At 72.2% G+C, this 19,313-nt stretch carries 16 protein-coding genes and 1 pseudogene; 8 read left to right on the top strand and 9 right to left on the bottom strand.

The window, feature by feature from the left end:
• Nucleotides 1-93: 93 nt before the first annotated feature.
• A pseudogene (locus tag IF29_RS49210) lies at nt 94-303 on the top strand (site-specific integrase); the annotation flags it as partial.
• 76 nt (nt 304-379) lie between these two features.
• Here IF29_RS49210 and IF29_RS0107635 read toward each other — a convergent pair.
• The 3 genes from IF29_RS0107635 to IF29_RS0107625 form a co-directional block, all read right to left on the bottom strand.
• The gene (locus IF29_RS0107635) at nt 380-1,741 is read right to left on the bottom strand and encodes a glutamine synthetase family protein (protein WP_030251384.1); all 1,362 of its coding nucleotides are present in this window, start codon (nt 1,739-1,741) and stop codon (nt 380-382) included.
• Nucleotides 1,742-1,898: 157 nt separating this feature from the next.
• Nucleotides 1,899-2,780, bottom strand: coding sequence for a C40 family peptidase (locus IF29_RS43285; protein ID WP_051724993.1), 882 nt, complete (start codon nt 2,778-2,780; stop codon nt 1,899-1,901).
• Nucleotides 2,777-3,880, bottom strand: a complete 1,104-nt coding sequence (locus IF29_RS0107625; protein ID WP_051724992.1) for an SPFH domain-containing protein — start codon at nt 3,878-3,880, stop codon at nt 2,777-2,779. Before IF29_RS0107625 ends, IF29_RS43285 begins: the two co-directional genes overlap by 4 nt.
• A gap of 232 nt (nt 3,881-4,112) precedes the next feature.
• On the opposite strand from IF29_RS0107625, the gene IF29_RS0107620 reads away from it, so the two are divergent.
• Nucleotides 4,113-5,882 carry an NAD+ synthase gene (locus IF29_RS0107620; RefSeq protein ID WP_030251375.1) on the top strand — a complete coding sequence of 590 codons (1,770 nt, stop codon included), beginning with the start codon at nt 4,113-4,115 and terminating at the stop codon, nt 5,880-5,882.
• Between the two features lie 42 nt (nt 5,883-5,924).
• Here the strand turns inward: IF29_RS0107620 and IF29_RS0107615 are convergent, their stop codons facing one another.
• The 3 genes from IF29_RS0107615 to IF29_RS0107605 all read right to left on the bottom strand — a co-directional run bounded on the left by IF29_RS0107615 (nt 5,925) and on the right by IF29_RS0107605 (nt 9,324).
• Nucleotides 5,925-6,938 (bottom strand): endonuclease/exonuclease/phosphatase family protein, encoded by a 1,014-nt coding sequence (locus IF29_RS0107615; RefSeq protein ID WP_030251374.1) that lies wholly within the window; start codon nt 6,936-6,938, stop codon nt 5,925-5,927.
• Nucleotides 6,939-7,061: 123 nt separating this feature from the next.
• A complete protein-coding gene (locus IF29_RS0107610) occupies nt 7,062-7,715 on the bottom strand; it encodes a TetR/AcrR family transcriptional regulator (RefSeq protein ID WP_030251371.1) in 654 nt (217 codons plus the stop codon).
• Nucleotides 7,716-7,719: 4 nt separating this feature from the next.
• Nucleotides 7,720-9,324, bottom strand: coding sequence for a DHA2 family efflux MFS transporter permease subunit (locus IF29_RS0107605; protein WP_037594461.1), 1,605 nt, complete (start codon nt 9,322-9,324; stop codon nt 7,720-7,722).
• Between the two features lie 191 nt (nt 9,325-9,515).
• Between IF29_RS0107605 and panB the strand changes: the two genes are divergently transcribed.
• The 4 genes from panB (at nt 9,516) to IF29_RS0107585 (ending at nt 13,152) form a co-directional block, all read left to right on the top strand.
• Nucleotides 9,516-10,412, top strand: coding sequence for a 3-methyl-2-oxobutanoate hydroxymethyltransferase (gene panB / locus IF29_RS0107600; RefSeq protein WP_030251365.1), 897 nt, complete (start codon nt 9,516-9,518; stop codon nt 10,410-10,412).
• 81 nt (nt 10,413-10,493) lie between these two features.
• A complete protein-coding gene (locus IF29_RS0107595; RefSeq protein ID WP_030251362.1) occupies nt 10,494-11,243 on the top strand; it encodes a class I SAM-dependent methyltransferase in 750 nt (249 codons plus the stop codon).
• An 89-nt stretch (nt 11,244-11,332) separates the two neighbouring features.
• On the top strand, nt 11,333-12,343 hold the full coding sequence (locus tag IF29_RS0107590) for an ATP-binding cassette domain-containing protein (RefSeq protein WP_051724991.1): 1,011 nt from the start codon (nt 11,333-11,335) through the stop codon (nt 12,341-12,343).
• Nucleotides 12,343-13,152, top strand: a complete 810-nt coding sequence (locus IF29_RS0107585) for an ABC transporter permease (RefSeq protein WP_030251357.1) — start codon at nt 12,343-12,345, stop codon at nt 13,150-13,152. The genes IF29_RS0107590 and IF29_RS0107585 overlap by 1 nt, the downstream gene beginning before the upstream one ends.
• A gap of 29 nt (nt 13,153-13,181) precedes the next feature.
• Here the strand turns inward: IF29_RS0107585 and IF29_RS0107580 are convergent, their stop codons facing one another.
• Nucleotides 13,182-16,589: an ATP-binding protein gene (locus IF29_RS0107580; RefSeq protein WP_037594459.1), complete on the bottom strand. Its 3,408-nt coding sequence runs from the start codon at nt 16,587-16,589 to the stop codon at nt 13,182-13,184.
• Nucleotides 16,590-16,735: 146 nt separating this feature from the next.
• On the opposite strand from IF29_RS0107580, the gene IF29_RS0107575 reads away from it, so the two are divergent.
• The gene (locus tag IF29_RS0107575) at nt 16,736-17,575 is read left to right on the top strand and encodes a site-2 protease family protein (RefSeq protein ID WP_030251351.1); all 840 of its coding nucleotides are present in this window, start codon (nt 16,736-16,738) and stop codon (nt 17,573-17,575) included.
• A gap of 17 nt (nt 17,576-17,592) precedes the next feature.
• On the opposite strand, the gene IF29_RS46770 is transcribed toward IF29_RS0107575, so the two are convergent.
• Both IF29_RS46770 and npdG read right to left on the bottom strand, forming a co-directional pair.
• On the bottom strand, nt 17,593-17,754 hold the full coding sequence (locus IF29_RS46770; RefSeq protein ID WP_198037329.1) for a hypothetical protein: 162 nt from the start codon (nt 17,752-17,754) through the stop codon (nt 17,593-17,595).
• A 121-nt stretch (nt 17,755-17,875) separates the two neighbouring features.
• Complete coding sequence (gene npdG, locus IF29_RS0107565; RefSeq protein ID WP_030251349.1) at nt 17,876-18,592, bottom strand: NADPH-dependent F420 reductase; 717 nt, start codon at nt 18,590-18,592, stop codon at nt 17,876-17,878.
• Nucleotides 18,593-18,639: 47 nt separating this feature from the next.
• On the opposite strand from npdG, the gene IF29_RS0107560 reads away from it, so the two are divergent.
• A complete protein-coding gene (locus tag IF29_RS0107560) occupies nt 18,640-19,266 on the top strand; it encodes a hypothetical protein (RefSeq protein ID WP_030251347.1) in 627 nt (208 codons plus the stop codon).
• The last annotated feature ends 47 nt before the right edge of the window (nt 19,267-19,313 follow it).

Raw genomic sequence — 19,313 nt, 5'->3', positions numbered from 1 at the left:
ATGGAAGAGCTCTACCCCGCCGAACTCCCCAACAGCGCCCCCGCGCTACCCAACACCACCGATGAATGATCGGCTACACCACACCAAGGGACACGATCCTTCTTCGCGTCCGTCCTGCTTGATGCAGGGGAGAACATCAAGGCGCTGAGTACCTACCTGGGGCACAGCGACCCTGGCTTCACTCTCCGCGTCTACACACACCTGATGCCGAGCAGCGACGACCGGGCGCGTAAGGCGATGGACCGCGTGTTCCGCAGCCCCGATCTAGGGCTTGACGGCCCACAGACGGCCCCGGAGCCGTAAAGCGACCGGAGGCCGGCGGTTCGCGCCCGCCGGCCTCCGGTCGTTCGTATCGCTGGATCCCTGCTCTGACCTGTGGCTACAGGACCGGGAGGTTCTTGCGGAGTTCGAAGGCGGTGACCTCGGAGCGGTACTCCTCCCATTCCTGGCGCTTGTTGCGCAGGAAGAAGTCGAAGACGTGTTCGCCGAGGGTTTCGCGGACGAGTTCGCTGCGCTGCATCAGGTCGATGGCCTCGCCGAGGTTCTGCGGGAGGGGCTCGATGCCCATGGCGCGGCGCTCCATGCTGCTGAGCGCCCACACGTCGTCGTCGGCGCCGGGGGGCAGTTCGTAGCCCTCCTGGATGCCCTTGAGGCCGGCCGCGAGGATCACCGAGTAGGCCAGGTAGGGGTTGCAGCCGGTGTCCAGCGAGCGGACCTCGACCCGGGTCGAGCCCTGCTTGCTGGGCTTGTACATCGGCACCCGGACCAGGGCGGAGCGGTTGTTGTGGCCCCAGCAGATGTACGAGGGGGCCTCGCCGCCGGCGCCCGCGGCGCGCTGGGAGCCGCCCCAGATCCGCTTGTAGGAGTTGACCCACTGGTTGGTGATCGCGGCGGACTCGGCCGAGTGCTTCAGCAGTCCGGCGATGAAGGAGCGGCCCACCTTGGAGAGCTGGAACTCGGCTCCGGCCTCGTGGAAGGCGTTGCGGTCGCCCTCGAACAGGGAGAGGTGGGTGTGCATGCCCGAACCCGGGTACTGCGAGAAGGGCTTGGGCATGAAGCTGGCGTGCACGCCCTGCTCCAGCGCGACCTCCTTCATGACCGAGCGGAAGGTCATGATGTTGTCGGCGGTGGACAGCGCGTCCGCGTAGCGCAGGTCGATCTCCTGCTGGCCCGGGGCGCCCTCGTGGTGGCTGAACTCCACCGAGATGCCCATCGACTCCAGCATGGTGATGGCCTGGCGGCGGAAGTCGTGGCCGACGCCGCGCGGGGTGTGGTCGAAGTAGCCGGAGTGGTCCGCCGGGGTGGGCACCGAGCCGTCGCCGGGGAGGTCCTTCAGCAGGAAGAACTCGATCTCCGGGTGGGTGTAGAAGGTGAAGCCCTGCGCGGCCGCCTTCTCCAGGGTGCGCTTGAGGACGTAGCGCGGGTCCGCGTAGGAGGGGGAGCCGTCGGGCATCAGGATGTCGCAGAACATCCTGGCCGTGCCGGGCGCCTCGGAGCGCCAGGGCAGTATCTGGAAGGTCCCCGGGTCCGGCTTGGCCAGCATGTCGGACTCGTAGACCCGGGCGAAGCCCTCGATCGCGGAGCCGTCGAACCCGATGCCCTCCTCGAAGGCCTGGTCCAGCTCCGCGGGGGCGACGGCCACGGACTTCAGGAAGCCCAGGACGTCGGTGAACCACAACCGGACGAACCGGATGTCGCGCTCTTCGAGTGTGCGGAGAACGAACTCCTGCTGCTTGCCCATGGCGACAGTCTCACCTCTGCTCTTTACGAATACGTTACGTGGGGGCGGCCACCAGGGGGCAGCGCTCCGCGCGCTGACTCGTCCGCTTGTCGCATCATTGCAGATTCAGCGCCGGGAAGAACTCCGTGCACGCAGCGAACCACGTCCGCACGGGCGCTCAGCGGGCGACACGGCCGAAGAACGTCGGGTAGTAGCCGGTGGACAGGATGGAGATCCGGACGTGCACGCCCGGGCGCGGTGCCTCGATGTAGCGGCCGCCGCCCAGGTACACCGCGACATGGTGGATGCCGGTGACCCGGCTGCTGGACGACCAGAACAGCAGGTCGCCGGGGCGGAGGTCGGCCGCGGTGATCGGACGGGCGGCCCGGAACTGGTCCACCGCCACCCTCGGCAGATGCAGTCCGGCCCGCAGGAAGGCCTGCTGGACCAGGCCCGAGCAGTCGTAGCCATTGGGACCGTTGCCGCCCCAGACGTACGGCTTGCCCAGCTGCGCCTCGGCGAAGGCCAGGGCGACGTCGAGGGAGGACGGAGCGGCCTTCGGCGGGACGGGGTGGCCGCTGCCCGAGGTGTAGCGGAGGTAGATGTCGTAGTGGCTGGTCCAACGCCATTGGCCGTTGCGCTGGAACCAGTAGCGGTGGCCGTCCCAGCCCTGGTGCAGACCGCCGGAGGACACGGTCTTGGCCGCCGACGAACCGGAAGCAGCACCGGACGCGCCGCCGGTACGGGAGGTGTTCTGCAGGTAGACGGCGTAGTGGCTGGTCCAGCGCCATTCGCCGTTGCGCTGGAACCAGTAGCGGTGGCCGTCCCAGCCGGCGTGGGAGGGGGCGGCCTCGGCGCCGGCCGGTGAGGTGCCGGCCAGGGCGAGGGCGGTGCCGCCGACGGCGACGAGGGCGCCGGTCGCGGCGAGGCGCAGCCGCGGGCGGTGCCGCGCCGGGAGCGTGGCCAGGGGCGCGCGGGGGGCGGCGGGGGCGGTGCAGCGGGAGCATCGGCAGATGCCGGGGTCGAGGGTGCTCGCGTCGAAGTCTATGAATCCGGTCATGCGGGGGTGGCTCCGTTCACGGAGGTGGCGTTACGGGGGGTGACCACGGTCGACGACGGCGCGTCAGCAGCTGCGACAGAGGCGGCAGAAGCAGCAGAAGCAGAGGCGGCGGGCAGGGCCGGGGACGTCGCCGCCGGGGCGAGGAATCCCGCCACCAGGTCGCGGAGCAGGGCCGCGCGGGCCTCCGGGGGCAGCGACAGGCCCTGGGTGTGCTCCAGCTGGGACACCGTCAGGGCGGCGGTCTCCAGGGCGTCGCCGACGATGACCTCGCGGGTGCCCGCGTCCAGCTCGGCGAGCCGGCGGCGGCGCATCGCCGCGGCGAACTCCGCGGTGTAGTCGAGGGTGAGGGCCTGGGCCGAGAAGACGGTGACGCCCACCGGTGCGGCCTCGGCCGCCAGCAGCCGGGTGAGCTCGCCGCCCAGCCACTGCCCGTCGCGCAGGCTGGGGCCGGGGCTGGCGAAGCTGTCGCAGGGCAGCGTCGCGGCGACCCGGCAGAGCGCGGCCTCGGCCGCCGCGGCGAGGTAGGCCTGGTGGTCCGGGACCGAGAGGCGGGCCCTGGCGGTGTCCCGCACCGCCCAGACCAGCAGCAGCTCGGCCCGCAGCGGGGACCCCTCGCGGTCGGTGGCGGCGATCGGCTCGCTGCGCCAGTGGCGCACCCTGACGTCCACCGTGCGCCGCTTGAGCAGCGGGTTCACCCAGACCAGGCCGGTGCGGCGGACGGTGCCGCGGTAACCGCCCCAGCGGGTGAGCACCCTGGCCCGGCCGACCGGGTTGGCCATCAGCCCGAACACGGCGAGCACGGCCACCAGCGCGCAGCCCGTCAGCAGGCCGCCGGCCAGCTCGCGGCTGAGCGGCGCTCCGGCCAGTGCGACGTCGAGACGGGCCGCGCCGGGCAGGCGGGCCGGCAGCGACCGCTGCCGCGCCTGCACCAGGACGGCGGCGACCGCCGCCGCGAGCAGGGCCACCAGGGCGACCCAGCCGGGGAGCACGCCCCGGGCCGGACGCTCCCTCAGCTCGCTGTCCACACGGGGCGGGCGCCGCACGGCGGAGCTGCCCACGACCGCTGACGGGGCTTCGGCAGGGCTGTTGTGCTGATCCACGTGGACGGTCTCCCTCTACGGGCGCGGGCCCGGTTCAGATACGGCAACGCTGGAATCGGCTCTGCTGGCGATGGGGCGAACGTACCTTTATTTCGGACAAATCGTCAATACGGCTATATCTCACCCCAGATAGGGTGTCCCCGCCCGGAATGGTGGTGGAAACCACCCCCTGACGCCCCGTCCGGCCCTGTTCGGAACCCCATAGCGTCGATTAGACGATTAGACTCATCGGGTGCCTTCTCTTCGCCTCGCGCTGAATCAGATCGACACCACCGTCGGTGACATCGCCGGCAACAGCGAGCTGGTCGTCCGGTGGACCCGGCACGCCGCCGAGCAGGGCGCCCACCTGGTGGCCTTCCCGGAGATGGCGCTCACCGGCTACCCGGTGGAGGACCTGGCGCTGCGCCCCTCCTTCGTGGACGCCTCGCGCGCCGCGCTGGTGGCCCTGGCCGAGCGGCTGGAGGCGGAGGGCCTCGGCGGCACCGCCGTGGTCGTCGGCTACCTGGGCAGGTCGACCACCGCCTCGGACCGGCTCGGCCTGCCGGTCGGCTCGCCGCAGAACTGCGCGGCACTGCTGCACGGCGGCAGGGTGGTCACCCGGCTGGCCAAGCACCACCTGCCGAACTACGGCGTCTTCGACGAGTTCCGCTACTTCGTGCCCGGCGACACCCTGCCGGTGTTCCGGCTGCACGGCGTGGACGTCGCCCTGGCCGTCTGCGAGGACATCTGGCAGGACGGCGGCCGGGTCCAGGCCGCACGGCAGGCGGACGCCGGGCTGCTGCTGGTGGTCAACGCCTCCCCGTACGAGGCCGACAAGGACGACGCCCGGCTGGAGCTGGTGCGGCGGCGGGCCGCCGAGGCGGGCTGCACCCTGGCCTACGTCAACCAGGTGGGCGGCCAGGACGAGCTGGTGTTCGACGGCGACTCGCTGGTGGTCGACGCCTCCGGCGAGGTGCTGGCCAGGGCGCCGCAGTTCGAGGAGGGCTGTCTGCTGCTCGACCTGGAGCTGCCGCAGGCCACGGCGGCGACCGACCCCGGCGAGCACAGCAGCCGCTTCGTCGCCGACGGGCTGGAGGTGGTCCGTACCGTGCTCTCCGAGGACGTGCTGCCGGTACCCGCCGAACCGGTGACCGCGGGTCAGGGCCCGCGCCTCGGCCAGCTGGAGGAGGTCTACGGCGCGCTGGTGGTCGGGCTGCGCGCCTATGTGCAGAAGAACGGCTTCAAGTCGGTGCTGGTCGGACTGTCCGGCGGCATCGACTCGGCCCTGGTCGCCACGATCGCGGTGGACGCGATCGGCGCCGGCAACGTCCACTGCGTGTCCATGCCCAGCGCCTACTCCTCCCAGCACTCCCGCGACGACGCCGCCGAGCTGGCCCGCCGCACCGGGCTGCACTTCCGCACCGTCTCCATCGAGCCCATGTTCGACGCCTACATGGACGCGCTGGGGCTGACCGGCCTGGCCGAGGAGAACCTGCAGTCCCGGCTGCGCGGCACGCTGCTGATGGCGATCTCCAACCAGGAGAACCACCTGGTGCTGGCCCCGGGCAACAAGAGCGAGCTGGCCGTCGGCTACTCCACCCTCTACGGCGACTCGGTCGGCGGCTACGGCCCGATCAAGGACGTCTACAAGTCGCTGATCTTCCGGCTGGCCAGGTGGCGCAACCAGGCCGCGGCCGAGCGCGGGGAGACCCCGCCGATCCCGGAGCACACCATCAGCAAGCCGCCCAGCGCCGAGCTGCGCCCCGACCAGGTGGACACCGACTCGCTGCCCGACTACGACCTGCTGGACGCGGTGCTCACCGCCTACGTCGAGCAGGACAAGGGCCGCGCCGAGATCCTCGCCGAGGGCTTCGATCCGGCCGTGGTGGACCGGGTGGTGCGGCTGGTCGACACCGCCGAGTACAAGCGGCGGCAGTACCCGCCGGGCACCAAGATCTCGTCCAAGAACTTCGGCAGGGACCGCCGGCAGCCGATCACCAACCGCTGGCGCGAAGGGTCCTGACCGGAGGTCAGTGTCGATTGGTCCTGACAGCCAGCGGTGCCGCTAGAGCTCGATGTGGGCGGCGATGGGGAGGTGGTCGCTGCCGGTCTGCGGCAGGGTCCAGGCGTCGGTCGGGGTGACTCCCCTGGTCATGATCTGGTCGATCCGGGCCATCGGGAACGCGGCCGGCCAGCTGAAGCCGAAGCCCGCGCCGGCCGAGCCCTGCGCCGAGCGCATCTGCGCGGTGATGGGGGCCAGGCTGCGGTCGTTCATGGTCCCGTTGAGGTCGCCGAGCAGCACCACCTTGGACAGCTTCTCGGCGGCCAGCGCCTCCCCCAGCGCCTCGGCGCTGTTGTCCCGCTGGTTGGCGGTGAAGCCGCCGTCGAACTTCACCCGGACGGAAGGCATGTGGGCGACGTAGACGGCGACGTCGCCGTGCGGCGTGGCGACCGTGGTGCGCAGCGCCCGGACCCAGCCGATCTTGATGTCCACCGGCCCGCTGTCGGACAGCGGGTACTTGGACCACAGTCCGACCGTGCCCTCGATCACGTGGTACGGGTAGGCCGCGGCCAGGTCCTTCCGGAAGGTGCCGACCTGGTTGACGGACAGCTCCTCCAGCGCGATGACGTCCGGCTTCGCCGCCTCCAGGGTGGCCACCGTCCCGGGGATGTCGCTGTTGGTGGCGTTGACGTTGTGCTGGACCACGGTGAAGTCGTAGGAGCCGCCGCCCTTGTCGGTGAGCAGCGCCCCGAACAGGTTGAACCAGACCAGCACCGGCACCAGCAGCACCACCAGCGCCGTCGCCGAGCGGCGCAGCAGCCCGAGCACCAGCAGCACCGGGACCGCCAGGCCGGCCCAGGGCAGGAAGGTCTCCACCAGGCTGCCCAGGTTGCCGACGCGGTTGGGGATGTCGGAGTGGAAGATCAGCAGCAGCCCCAGGGCCAGCGCCAGCGCGGCCAGGACCCACCCCCGCCGCCAGGTGCTGCGGCCCCTGCCGTCCCGCCCCCAGCCGCCGACGCCGGGAATCCGCGACCCCTTCGGGGCGGTGCGCGGCTGTGCTGTGTCTGCCTGTGCCATCGATGAACCCCAACGCCGTTCGCGTACCCATCCGCAACCCTAGGGGGTGCGGGTAAGCCGGACTCCTATGCGAATCAGGACGCGCCGGGCGGCGGCAAAGGTTCCGTTCTGTGGCAAATGCCGCTATAGGGGTGGTGCTCCGGACCCGGTCACGGGCGGTGCGATGCCCTGCAGCACGGTGTCCACGATGGTGGCGCTGAGGGCGGGGTCGTCCAGTTCGGCGCCCGGCCGCAGCAGCGTCCTGGACAGCATCGGGCCGATGACCAGGTCGCCGAGCAGGTCGAGGTCCAGGTCGCCGCGGATCTCGCCGCTCTCGACGCCGCGGGCCAGCAGCTCCCGCATCCGGGCCCGGCGCGGTTCGATCACCTTCTCGTGGTACCGGCGGTAGAGCTCGGGCATGGAGCGCAGCTCGGTCGACAGCACCGCCAGCGAGGCGTGCGCCCGCCTGGCCAGTGCCGCCTGGCGGAGGAACTCCAGGACCGCGACCAGCGCGTCCCGCACGCTGCCGTCGTGCCGCGGCGGCTCGGGTTCGTCGATCCGCTGCAGCACGTCCAGCAGCAGTTCCTCCTTGTTGGGCCAACGCCGGTAGATGGTGGCCTTGCCGACCCCCGCCTCGGCGGCGATCCCCTCGACGGAGAGCAGCGCCAGCGGGTAGCCCCGCTCGATCAGCCGCAGCACCGCCGCCACGATGGCCTGTTCGGCCGCCTCGCTGCGGGGGCGGCCGCGGCGCGGGGCGGCGGCGGCCGCCGTCTCTTCACTGGTCCCGGTCCTGGTCACGGGCCTATCCTGCCGGGTTCTCCGGGGCGCCGGTCCCGGCCCCCTCCTGCGCCGCGGCCGGCGGCCTGCCGGGCAGGAAGGAGAACGCCACCACGGCTCCGATCGCGGCCACCCCGCCGGCGGTCAGCGCGGTCACGTGCATTGCGTGGATGAAGGCCTCCTTGGCCGGGTCGACCAGGGCCGCGGCGCGCGGGCCGATCTTCTCCACCACGCCCAGGGTGCCCTCGATGGACTCCCCCGCCGTGCCGCGGTACGGCGCCGGCAGCGCGCCCAGCCTGTCCTGGATGCCGCTGCGGTAGGTGGTGGACAGCAGCGCGCCCAGCACCGCGACCCCGAGCGAGCCGCCGACCTGCCGGAAGGTGTTGTTGACGGCCGATCCGGAGCCGGCCTTCTCACGGGGCAGGGTGCCCATGATGGTGACCGTGGCCGGCGGCATCACCAGGGCCATCCCGGTGCCCTGGAAGAAGGAGAGCACCTCCAGCACCCAGATCCCGGTGTGCTGGCCGAGCAGCAGGAACCCGGCGAAGGTGGCGGCGATCAGCAGCATCCCGGTCGCGCAGGTGGCCCGTACCCCGAAGCGGGCGACCACGAAGCGGGCCCGCGGCGACACCAGCAGCTGGGCGGCGGCCAGCGGGAGCAGCAGCAGGCCGGCCTGCAGCGGCGAGTAGCCGCGCACGCTCTGCAGGTAGAAGACGCCGAAGAAGGTGACGCCCATCAGCGCGAAGAAGGTCAGTCCGACCGAGACCACGGCGGCGGAGAAGTGCCGGTTGCGGAACCAGCCCATGTCCAGCATCGGGGTCCGGCTGCGCAGTTGGTGCAGCACGAAGCCGGCCAGCACCAGGATGCCGACCAGGATCGGCAGCCAGGCCTGGGTCACCGTGAAGTCGGCGACCTGGCCGCCCTTGATGATCCCGTAGACCAGCGCGACCAGGCCGACCACCGACAGCAGCACGCCCAGCGGGTCGGGTCGGCCGGGGTTGGGGTCCCGGGAGTCCGGGACCAGCCAGACCATCCCGATCAGCGCCAGCACCACGATCGGGACGTTGACCAGGAAGACCGAGCCCCACCAGAAGTGCGCCAGCAGCAGCCCGCCCGCGATCGGCCCGATGGCGATGGCCAGGCCGACCGCTCCGGACCAGATGCCGATGGCCTTGGGCTGCTCCTCGCGCTCGAAGACGTTCATGATGATGGCGAGGGTGGCCGGCATCACGAAGGCGCCGCCGAAGCCCATCGCCGCGCGGTAGCCGATCAGTTCGGCCGGCGAGGTGGCCATGGAGCAGAGCAGCGATCCGGCGCCGAAGACCACCATGCCGAACAGCAGGGTCTTCTTGCGGCCCAGCCGGTCGCCGAGCATGCCCGCGGTGAACAGCAGCCCGGCGAAGACCAGGGTGTAGGAGTTGATGGCCCATTCCAGCTGGCTCTGGGTGGCGCCGATGCCGGTGGGGGCGGGGCTGGCGATGGTCTTCATCGCCACGTTGAGGATCGAGCTGTCGAGTACGACGACCAGCAGGCTGAAGATCAGTACGGTCAGGATCCCCCAGCGGCGGCGGTGCACGGCCTCGGGTATCCGGCGTTCGACGCCGGCGGGGGTACGGGATGTGGTGGCCATGAGGACCACGCTACCGCCCTTTACGATACGACTCCGTCTCGTATCGTAAAGATTGGGCAATGCCCCGGCTCGTCCCGCTGCCCCGATGGTCCCCACCCACCTCTTTGCGGGCAGACCGCGACGTGTCAGCATGGAGGGGAATCCGGGGACGCCCTCCGCGGCGCCACGAGACGACCAACAGGAGAACAGCCATGCAGCACGGTTCGCTCCCGCCTGCCCAGAATTCCGGCCACGCCGAAAAGCCCGCCGCCGAGAAGGCGCCGCAGTCCCTCTACGGTGGTGTCACCTCCCGCCGCGTCACCGTCCGCGACCTCGCCTCCGCCAAGCAGCGCGGCGAGCGCTGGCCGATGCTCACCGCCTACGACGCCCCCACGGCCGCCGTCTTCGACGAGGCGGGGATCCCGGTGCTGCTGGTCGGGGACTCGGCGGGCAACTGCCACCTCGGCTACGAGAACACCGTGCCGGTCACCATGGACGAGATGGTGATGATGTCCGCCGCCGTGGTGCGCGGCACCAAGCGCGCCCTGATCGTCGCCGACCTGCCGTTCGGCTCCTACCAGGAGTCCCCGGCCCAGGCGCTGCACAACGCGGTCCGGCTGATGAAGGAGGCCGGGGTAGGCGCGGTGAAGCTGGAGGGTGGCGAGCGCTCCGCCGCCGCGACCGAGCTGCTGGTGCAGGCCGGCGTCCCGGTGATGGCGCACCTCGGGCTCACCCCGCAGTCGGTGCACGCCTTCGGCGGCTACCCGGTGCAGGGCCGCGGCGACGAGGCGGCGCACCAGCTGCTCGCCGACGCCAAGACCGCCCAGTCCGCCGGCGCCTTCGCCGTCGTGCTGGAGGCGGTCCCGGCCGAGCTGGCGGTCCAGGTCACCGCCTCGCTGCACATCCCCACCGTGGGCATCGGCGCCGGCGTCGGCTGCGACGCGCAGGTGCTGGTCTGGACCGACATGGCCGGGATGACCGGCGGCCGGGTGCCCAAGTTCGTCAAGCAGTACGCCGACCTCCGGGCCACCCTCGGCGACGCCGCCCGGGCCTTCTCGGCCGACGTCATCGGCGGCAGCTTCCCGGCGGCGGAGCACACCTTCCACTGACGGGCCGTCACCCGGGTCCCCGCGGGGACCCGGGTGAAACCCCGGCGACGCCCGGGCCGGCGGGATGAGAAGGTACGCGGCATGAATCGACAGAGGATCTCCGCCATCGCGCACCAGTACCACTCGATAGCCGCCCCGCTCGACTCCGACTCGGCCGACCTGCTGCTGCGCTGGGGGCTGCCGGTCGGGGACGAACGGGTGCTCGACCTCGGCTGCGGGCGCGGGGCCTGGCTGGAGCTGGCCCTGGACGGGCGCCCCGAGCTGCAGGTGGTCGGGGTGGACCTGGACCCCGCGGCGTTCGAGAACGTCCCCGAGGTGCTGACCGGGAAGAACGTGGAACTACGGGTCGGGGACGCCGCCGAGTACAGCTCCGAGGAGCCGTTCCACCTGGTGCTCTGCATGGGCGCCACCCATGCCTTCGGCGGCCTGCTGCCGACCCTGGAGGCCGCCCGCCGGCACCTCGCCCCCGGCGGGTCGGTACTGGTCGGCGACGGCTACTGGGAGCGCGAGCCCGGTCCGGCCGCCCTGGAGATCTTCGGCGACGGCAGCGGCGCCGACCCCTTCTCCGACCTGGCCGGCACCGTCGACCGGGTGGTGCGGGCGGGCTGGACCCCGGTGTTCGCCCACACCAGCACCACCGCGGAGCTGGACGAGTACGAGTGGTCCTGGACGGGGACGCTGTCGGAGTGGGCCCTGGACCACCCGGACGACCCCGACAGTGCGGCGGCCCTGGAGGCGGCCCGGGTGCACCGCGAGGAGTGGCTGCGCGACTACCGGCGCACGTTCGGGTTCGTCTCGCTGGTGCTGCGCAGGACGGACGGCGGGGCCTGACACCCGGTACGGCCGCCTCGACGGAGGTCTGACGGGGCCTGACGGAGGCGTGACGGGGGCCTGACGGCCGGGGGCGCGAGAGTCCTGCCATGACCAAGAGCGCAGGAAGCCCCTCGGCCGTCACGGTACGGGGGATGGCGAAGTACTACGGGGAGACCAGGGCGCTGGACGGCGTCGACCTGGAGGTGCGGGAGGGGACCGTCCGCGGTGTGCTCGGCCCGAACGGGGCCGGGAAGACCACGCTGGTCCGCATTCTGTCCACGCTGATCAGGCCGGACGCCGGCAGCGCCACGGTGGCCGGCTGGGACGTGCTGCAGCAGCCCCGGCAGCTGCGCCGGGCGATCGGGCTGACCGGGCAGTACGCCTCGGTGGACGAGCTGCTGTCCGGCTACGAGAACCTCTACCTGATCGGCCGGCTGCTGGACCTCAGCGCCAAGGGCGCCAAGGCCAGGGCGCTGGAGCTGCTGGAGCGCTTCTCGCTGACCGAGGCGGCCAGGCGGCCGGTGAAGACCTACTCGGGCGGGATGCGGCGCCGGCTGGACCTGGCCGCCTCCATGATCGGCCAGCCGCGGGTGCTGTTCCTGGACGAGCCGACCACCGGCCTGGACCCGAGGACCCGCAACGAGGTCTGGCAGGAGGTCCAGCGGATGGTCTCCGAGGGCTCCACCGTGCTGCTGACGACCCAGTACATGGACGAGGCCGAGCAGTTGGCCGACGACGTGACGGTCGTCGACCGGGGCCGGGTGATTGCCGAGGGCAGCGTCGAGGCGCTGAAGCGGCAGGTCGGCGGGCAGACGCTGACGGTCCGTCCGGCCCGTCCCGAGCAGCTCGACGAGATGGTGCGCTGCCTGGCCGGGCACGGTGCCGTGGCGGCCCGCGGCGAGCTGGTGCTGCCGGTGGGCGACGAGGAGCAGCTGACCGCGTTGATCGGGGAGCTGGGACGCCGGGGGTTCGGCGTCGCCGGGATCGAGACCAGGCTGCCGAGCCTGGAGGACGTCTTCCTGGCCGTCACCGGCGCCACCGCGAAGGACGCTCCGGCGCAGCCCGCAGAACGGAATCAGCAGGCAGAGCAGGACCAGAGCCGGATGGAGCGTGTCTGATGAGTGCCGCCGTACTTCCCCTGCCGCCGCTGGACGACCAGCGGATCAGCCCGCGCGCTTACCTGGCCCACATCGGTGCGCTGACCCGCCGCAATCTGATGCGGATCAAGGCCGACCCCGAGTCGATGTTCGACGCCATCCTGATGCCGATCATCTTCACCGTGCTCTTCGTGTACGTGTTCGGCGGTGCGGTGGCGGGCAGCCAGGGGCACTACATCCAGTACATGGTCCCGGGGATGCTGGGGCAGATCGGCATCAGCCTGGCCATGGCCGTGGGCACCGGGCTCAACTCCGACTTCCAGACCGGCGTGATGGACCGGTTCCGAACCCTGCCCATCGGCCGGGCCTCGGTGCTGATCTCCAAGCTGATCTCGGAGAGCTGCCGCTCGCTGCTGTCGCTGGTGATCCTGATCTCCTTCGCGATGCTGCTGGGCCTGCGGATCCACACCGGGCCGCTGCAACTGCTGCTGGCGCTCGCGCTGGCGATGGCGTTCGGGGCCGGGATGGTCTGGGTGTCGATGCTGCTCGGCATGGCGCTGAAGAGCCCTCAGGCGGTGCAGGGGATCGGGTTCCTGATCATCATGCCGCTGCAGTTCGGCAGCTCCACCTTCGCACCGACCAGCACCATGCCGGGTTGGCTGCAGGCGTTCACCAAGGTCAACCCGCTGTCCGCACTGGCCGACTCCAGCCGGGCGCTGATCAACGGCGGCCCGGTGCTGCACCCGGCGCTGCAGGTGCTGGCCTGGTCGGTGGGGCTGACGGCGGTGTTCGCACCGCTGGCGGTGATGAAGTTCAAGAAGCGGACCTGACGGTCCGACGGGGGTGCGAAGACAGGCGCTCAGTCCCGCAGCAGCGCGACGATGCCGTCCGTGTCGAGGGCCGCTCCCTCGGCGCGGGCGGCTTCGTAGGCCTCGTCGCCGACGATCCGGCGCAGCTCGTCCGCCGTCTCGGCCAGCATCGGTCGCGCCAGGTGGTGGACGGCGGTGAGCGGGATCCTGCTGTCGTGGGCGCCGAGCAGCCGGATCGCCCGCAGTTCCGGGTGCTCGGCCCGGCCGAGGCTGGCCCGGTGGCAGGCGAGCAGGATGTAGGCCGAGGTGGGCGCCATCAGCAGCGCGAAGGTCTCGTCGACGAACGAGGCCATCGGGTGGTCCAGGATGGACGCGAGGCCGCGCCGCAACCGCTGCCGACCCTCCTCGGGCCGCCCCTCCATGGCGTCGATCCAGCCCAGGAAGCAGTCCAGCATTCCGCCCAGCATGGAGGCCAGACTGTTGTCGCTGAACGGCGGGAGCAGCGGTTCCAGGAAACCGCGTGCCTCCGCGAACCGGCCCTGCTGGGCCCGCAGCGCAGCCAGCACCACCGCTCCGTAGAAGCCCGCGCCCTGCCCGAACGGGCCGTGGCTGTGGGACGACTCCACCCCGAGCCGCAGCCAGTGCTCGCCCTCCTCCGGGCTGCCCGCACCCAGCAGTGCGTCGCCGAGCCGTACCTGGAGGATGGGGATGCTCTGGTCGGCGCCGACGCTCTCGGCGAGTTCGATGGCCTCGCGGGCGCAGCGGGCGGCGGTCCCGTAGTCGCCGATCATCCCCGCCGTCTCCGACTGCCCCGCCAGCGCCTCGGCCATGCCCCAGCGGTCGCCGAGCCGGGTGAACAGGCCCAGGCTCTCGGCGGCGTCGGCCTCGGCTGGCACCCGCTGCCCCGACTGGTCGTTGCGCAGCTTGCAGCGCAACTGCAGGGCGTAGGCGAGTTCCCAGGGGCGGTCGTGCAGCCGGCAGGACTCGACCAGGTCGTCGATGCCCGGGTGCAGCTCGTTCATCAGCCCCGACTGCATCGCCAGTTGCACCCGGTAGAGCACCGGAAGCCGGGCCGACTGCGGGAGTTCGGGGCGGTAGCCGGTCAGCATCGCGGCGACGGCCTGCTGTTGCGGCTGTGTCGGCATCCGGCCGAACTCGCTGCCCAGGCTCACCAGTTGCAGTACTCGCAGACCGCGTACGGCCTCGTCCTGCAGCTCGGCGGACCAGGGCGGCGGCAGGTCCAGCGGTCCCTGCGGCAGTGGTTCCTGCGGCAGCGGTCCCTGCGGCAGCGGTTCCTGCGACGGCGGTCCCTGCGACGACGGCCCGGACAGCTCCGCCGCCGGCTCGTCCGGGTAGATCGCGGCCACCGCCGCGACCCAGTTGCGGGCCTCCTCCTGGAAGTCGCGCAGCGTCCAGAACCAGGCCAGCGACAGCACCAGGCAGAGCGCCTCCTGCTGCTCCCCGCCGGCGACGGCCCGACGCAGCGCGGCCCGGAGGTTGTCGTGCTCGGCCTCCAGCAGGGCGAGGGCTCCGAGCTGCTCACCGCCGCGCAGCAGCGGGTCGGTGGTGCGTGCCAGCTCCCGGGCCCAGACCAGATGACGGCGCGTCATCTCCGCTTCCTCGTCGGCAGGTTGTTCGGCCAGCCGCTCGCGGGCGTACTCGTGGATGGTCTCCAGCATCCGGTAGCGCGGACCGCGGCCGTCCGCGGTCCGCAGCGAGACCTGGACCAGCGACTTGTCGACCAGGGAGGCCAGCAGGGCGACCGCCTCCTCGCGGGGCAGCGAGTCGTCCGCGCAGATCTCCTCGACCGCCTCCAGGGTCCAGCCGCCGGCGAACACCGAGAGCCGGGCCAGCAGGGTGCGTTCCGGCTTGTCCAGCAGGTCCCAGCTCCAGTCGACCACGGCGCGCAGGGTCTGCTGGCGCGGCAGCAGGGTGCGGCTGCCGGTGCCGCCGCCGAGCAGCTGGAACCGTCCGTCCAGCCGGTCCGCGAGTTGACGTGGCGTCAGGGCCCTTAGCCGGGCCGCGGCCAGCTCGATGGCGAGCGGCAGCCCGTCCAGGCGGCGGCAGATCTCGGCGCAGGCCTCCGGGTCCTGGGCTGGATCGGCCGGGTCGAAGCCGGGGCGGGCGGCGGCGCCGCGCTCGGCCAGCAGCCGCAGGGCGGCCGGATCGGGCAGCGGGTCGACCGGGACGACGGCCTCGCCCGGCACGCCCAGCGGCTCCCGGCTGGTGGCCAGGACGGTGACCCCGGGGCAGCCGGTGATCAGCCGCTCGGCCAGCTCGGCGGCGGGCTGCACCAGGTGCTCGCAGTTGTCCAGGACCAGCAGCAGCCGGCGCTGGGCGCAGTGGTCCAGCAGTTGCCGCAGCGGCGTCTCGGCCTCGGGCGCGCTGCCCAGCGGACCGGAGAGCAACTCGGCCGCCAGCGGATCGGTCTTGCTGCCGACGTGCAACTGGGTGGCGCGCAGCCCGAGGGCGCTGAGGACGGCGCCGGTGACCGCCTGCGGATCGTCCAGCGGCGCCAGCTCGACCATCCACACCCCGTCCGGGAAGTCGCCGGCCCGCGCCTCGGCGGCCTGCTGGGCCAGCCGGGTCTTGCCGCTGCCGCCGGGACCGATCAGGGTCAGCAGCCGCCGGGACGCGAGCGCGGACCGCAGCGCGGCCAGGTCGGTGTCGCGGCCGACGAAGCTGGTCATCCGGGGGCGGAGATTGGTCCGGGCGGCCTGCGGCGCGGGAGCGCGCTCGGGCGGCGGGGTGGGCGCCGGGGTGGGTACCGGTCCGGGCGCCGGCGCGAGCAGTTCGAGGTGCAGGGCGCGCAGCTCGGGTCCCGGGTCGGTGCCCAGCTCCTCGGCGAGGCGGCGGCGGAAGTCCTGGTAGCCCAGCAGCGCCTCGGGGGTGCGCCCGGCCCGGTGCAGGGCGCGCAGCTGGAGCGCCCGCAACGGCTCGTCCAGCGGCTGCCGCTCGATCAGCTCCGCCAGCTCGGCCAGCACCCCGGCCGGGTTCCCGAGCGCCAGCTCCTCGGCCAGCAGCCGCAGCCGCACCGCGTCCCGCTGCGCCTCGCAGCGGGCGGCCGCGTCGGTCCGGGTCGGCAGGTCGGCCAGGGCGGGTCCGCGCCACAGCGCCAGCGCGGCGCGCAGCGAGTCGGTGTCCGCGGCCGCCGCCAGCTCCTCGAAGCGCCGCAGGTCGCTGCGGTGGCCCGTCAGCCGGTAGCCGTCCGCCGCCGAGACCAGTTGGTCGGCGCCCAGGGCCCGGCGCAGCCGGGCGACCAGCGTCTGCAGCGCGTCCTGCGGGTCGGCCGGGGGCTGCTCGCCCCAGATCTCCTCGATCAGCGCCCAGGCCGGCACCGCCCGCCCGCCGCGCAGCACCAGCGCGGCCAGCAGGGCGCGCAGCCGCTGCCCCCCGAGCGGCACCTCGGTGCCGTCGTCGCGGAGCGCCTGCGTGGTGCCGAGGACGCCGTACTGCATCGGATCATTCTCCCGTATGGACGCCATCGGTTGGAACGCACTGCCGAACACGGTCGTTCCAGTGGTTGACACCTGGGTGTCGCTTGTCGCGGGGAGAGGCGAGGCGGCATGATCGGCACTCCCCCGCCCTTCGGAGCCACGCACTGATGACGTACACCGACGCCCGTCCCTCACCCTCGGCCGACCGGAAGATCAGCGTGATCTTCTGGGTGCTGCTCGCCGTCCTGGTCGCCTCCGGTGTGGGTCTCTGGACCGGCTGGGGGAACGCCGACCACACGTTCACTGCACCGAGCAACAAGATCGGCGTGTTCCTGTTCGTTGTGGCCGGCTGGCTGATCTCGCTCTGCCTGCACGAGTACGCACATGCTCGGATGGCACTGCACGGCGGCGACATCTCGGTGGGCACCAAGGGCTACCTGACCCTGAACCCGCTGAAGTACACCCACCCGATCTACAGCTTCGTGATGCCGCTGATCTTCATCATCCTGGGCGGCATCGCGCTGCCCGGCGGCGCGGTCTTCATCGAGCGCGGCCGGATCCAGGGCAAGTGGAAGCACAGCCTGATCTCGGCCGCCGGCCCGGCCGTCAACCTGGTCCTCGCGCTGGCGCTGCTGATCCCGCTCAGCCAGGTGAAGGGGATCGTGCCTGAATCGCACTACGCGTTCTACAGCGCGGTCGGTTATCTGGCGATGCTGCAACTCATGGCCGGCATCCTCAACCTGGTGCCGATGCCCGGGCTGGACGGCTACGGGATCATCGAGCCCTGGCTCTCGTACGACAACCGGCGCGCGTTCAACAACCTGGCCCCGTACGGGATGATGATCGTCTTCCTGCTGCTGTGGAACCCGACGGTCAACAACTGGTTCTTCAACGACGTGATCTACCGGGTGCTGGGCTGGTTCGGCGGCAGCGCGCAACTCGCCAACGATGGTTCCGGGCTGTTCCACTTCTTCAGCTTCCACCTCGGCAGCGTCTTCGGAAGCTGACCGGCGAAAGCCCAGGCTCACATCCGGGCGCGCCGCAGCTGCACCCAGCCGACGTTGCTGGCGATCCCCGCCAGCAGCACCCAGACCAGGCCGATCCAGAAACCCGCCAGCACCGAGACCACGGCGGCGACCAGGGCCAGGGCGGCGAGGACGAAGGCAAGCAGGGCGAAGCGGGGCATCGGGGACTCCGGGGAGCGGGACGACGGAACGGGCCGGACGAGGACCATTGTGTCCGACGTCCGGCCCGTTCCGGTCCGAGGGGTCCCCAGGGATCCGTCCCCAGGGTCCGTCCCGGGGGTTTCAGATGTCCGTGACCCGCAGGCCCGCGTGGGCCTTGTAGCGGCGGTTCACCGAGATCAGGTTGGCGACCAGCGACTCCACCTGGTGCGCGTTGCGCAGCCGCCCCGCGAACACCCCGCGCATCCCCGGCACCCGGTTGGCCAGCGCCTGGACGGCGTCGGTCGCGGCCCGCTCCTCGCCCAGCACCAGCACGTCGATGTCGACCTCGTCCACCGCCTGGTCCAGCAGCAGCACCGCCGAGAGGTGGTGGAAGGCGGCGGTCACCCGCGAGTCCGGGAGCAGCGCGGCGGCCTGCTGGGCGGCGCTGCCCTCCTCCGGCTTGAGCGCGTAGGCGCCCTGCTTGTCGAAGCCCAGCGGGTTGACGCAGTCGACGACGATCTTCCCGGCCAGCTCGGTGCGCAGCGAGGCCAGCAGCTCCGCGTGGCCCTCCCAGGGCACCGCGACGATCACGATGTCGCTCTCGGCGGCCGTGGTCGCGTTGTCCGCGCCACGCACGCCATGGCCCAGCTCGTCGGCCTTTTCCTGGGCGCGCTCGGCGCTGCGGGAGCCGATCACCACCTGCTGGCCGGCCTTGGCGAGCCGGTAGGCCAGGCCACGGCCCTGCGGCCCGGTGCCGCCGAGGACGCCGACGACCAGGCCGGAGACGTCCGGCAGGTCGAAGGGGCTGCGCGCGGGGGCCGGAGCGGCGCCGGCTGTGGTCTCTTGAGGTGCAGTCATTCCCGAATACTCCCATCAGCGGCGCCGACTACGGCAGCATGAGGGGCATGGATGCGGCCAGGGTCACAGTGCTGCGGGAACTGCTCGCCGGATCGGGCTGGCCGGAGCGGACCCAGGGCTTCGCCGGCGCCCTGCGCGGCGCGGTCACCCGCCGCTCGGCCGCGCCCGGCGGGCTGCTGCTGGTCGGCGCCGACTCCGAGGAGCCCTGGCACCTCGCCGCGCACCTGGACGACGAGGCGTCCTGGAGCGGTCTCCCCGAGCTCTCCCCGACCCTGCTGCGGCGCACGATTCCCCCCGGCGCGCCCCCGCACCTCGCGGTCCCGCTGCACCGTCTGGAGCAGGCCGGACGCGGCGAGACCGTGCTGGTCGTCGCCCCCGGCGGCTCCGACGGCGGGCTGCTGGAGCGGGTGCACGGGGCGCGGCGCTCCGGCGCCACCATCCTGGCCCTGGAGGCGGACCTGGGCGCCGCCGACGGCGAGCTGCGCGGGCTGGCCCACGAGGCGCTGACCGTCCCCGACGGCGCCGGGGCGCCGGACTTCGACATCGTCCAACACCTCGTCAGCGCGGCCGCCGGCGAACCGTCAACTCCCGCACCGCGCAGCGGCGCACTGCGCGGCGCACTGGCCCGCGCGATCGAACGGCTGACCGCCGCGCCGCCGCCGATGCGCTGGTGAGCAGCCGCGACGACGGCTCCGCCCGCGGATAACGGTTTGCCTCCGCC

Source organism: Streptacidiphilus jeojiense (assembly GCF_000719095.1).
GTDB lineage: Bacteria > Actinomycetota > Actinomycetes > Streptomycetales > Streptomycetaceae > Streptacidiphilus > Streptacidiphilus jeojiensis.
The sequence above is the reverse complement of the archived record's forward strand: the minus strand, read 5'-3'. Positions and strand labels throughout refer to the sequence as shown.

What these genes read in the sequence shown, in the direction of transcription:
- IF29_RS0107635 (WP_030251384.1), bottom strand. Translation starts at nt 1,741, where the DNA reads ATGGGCAAGCAGCAGGAGTTCGTTCTCCGCACACTCGAAGAGCGCGAC.
- IF29_RS43285 (WP_051724993.1), bottom strand. Translation starts at nt 2,780, where the DNA reads ATGACCGGATTCATAGACTTCGACGCGAGCACCCTCGACCCCGGCATC.
- IF29_RS0107615 (WP_030251374.1), bottom strand. Translation starts at nt 6,938, where the DNA reads ATGGCACAGGCAGACACAGCACAGCCGCGCACCGCCCCGAAGGGGTCG.
- IF29_RS0107605 (WP_037594461.1), bottom strand. Translation starts at nt 9,324, where the DNA reads ATGGCCACCACATCCCGTACCCCCGCCGGCGTCGAACGCCGGATACCC.
- panB (WP_030251365.1), top strand. Translation starts at nt 9,516, where the DNA reads ATGCAGCACGGTTCGCTCCCGCCTGCCCAGAATTCCGGCCACGCCGAA.
- IF29_RS0107595 (WP_030251362.1), top strand. Translation starts at nt 10,494, where the DNA reads ATGAATCGACAGAGGATCTCCGCCATCGCGCACCAGTACCACTCGATA.
- IF29_RS0107590 (WP_051724991.1), top strand. Translation starts at nt 11,333, where the DNA reads ATGACCAAGAGCGCAGGAAGCCCCTCGGCCGTCACGGTACGGGGGATG.
- IF29_RS0107585 (WP_030251357.1), top strand. Translation starts at nt 12,343, where the DNA reads ATGAGTGCCGCCGTACTTCCCCTGCCGCCGCTGGACGACCAGCGGATC.
- IF29_RS0107580 (WP_037594459.1), bottom strand. Translation starts at nt 16,589, where the DNA reads ATGCAGTACGGCGTCCTCGGCACCACGCAGGCGCTCCGCGACGACGGC.
- IF29_RS0107575 (WP_030251351.1), top strand. Translation starts at nt 16,736, where the DNA reads ATGACGTACACCGACGCCCGTCCCTCACCCTCGGCCGACCGGAAGATC.
- IF29_RS46770 (WP_198037329.1), bottom strand. Translation starts at nt 17,754, where the DNA reads ATGCCCCGCTTCGCCCTGCTTGCCTTCGTCCTCGCCGCCCTGGCCCTG.
- npdG (WP_030251349.1), bottom strand. Translation starts at nt 18,592, where the DNA reads ATGACTGCACCTCAAGAGACCACAGCCGGCGCCGCTCCGGCCCCCGCG.
- IF29_RS0107560 (WP_030251347.1), top strand. Translation starts at nt 18,640, where the DNA reads ATGGATGCGGCCAGGGTCACAGTGCTGCGGGAACTGCTCGCCGGATCG.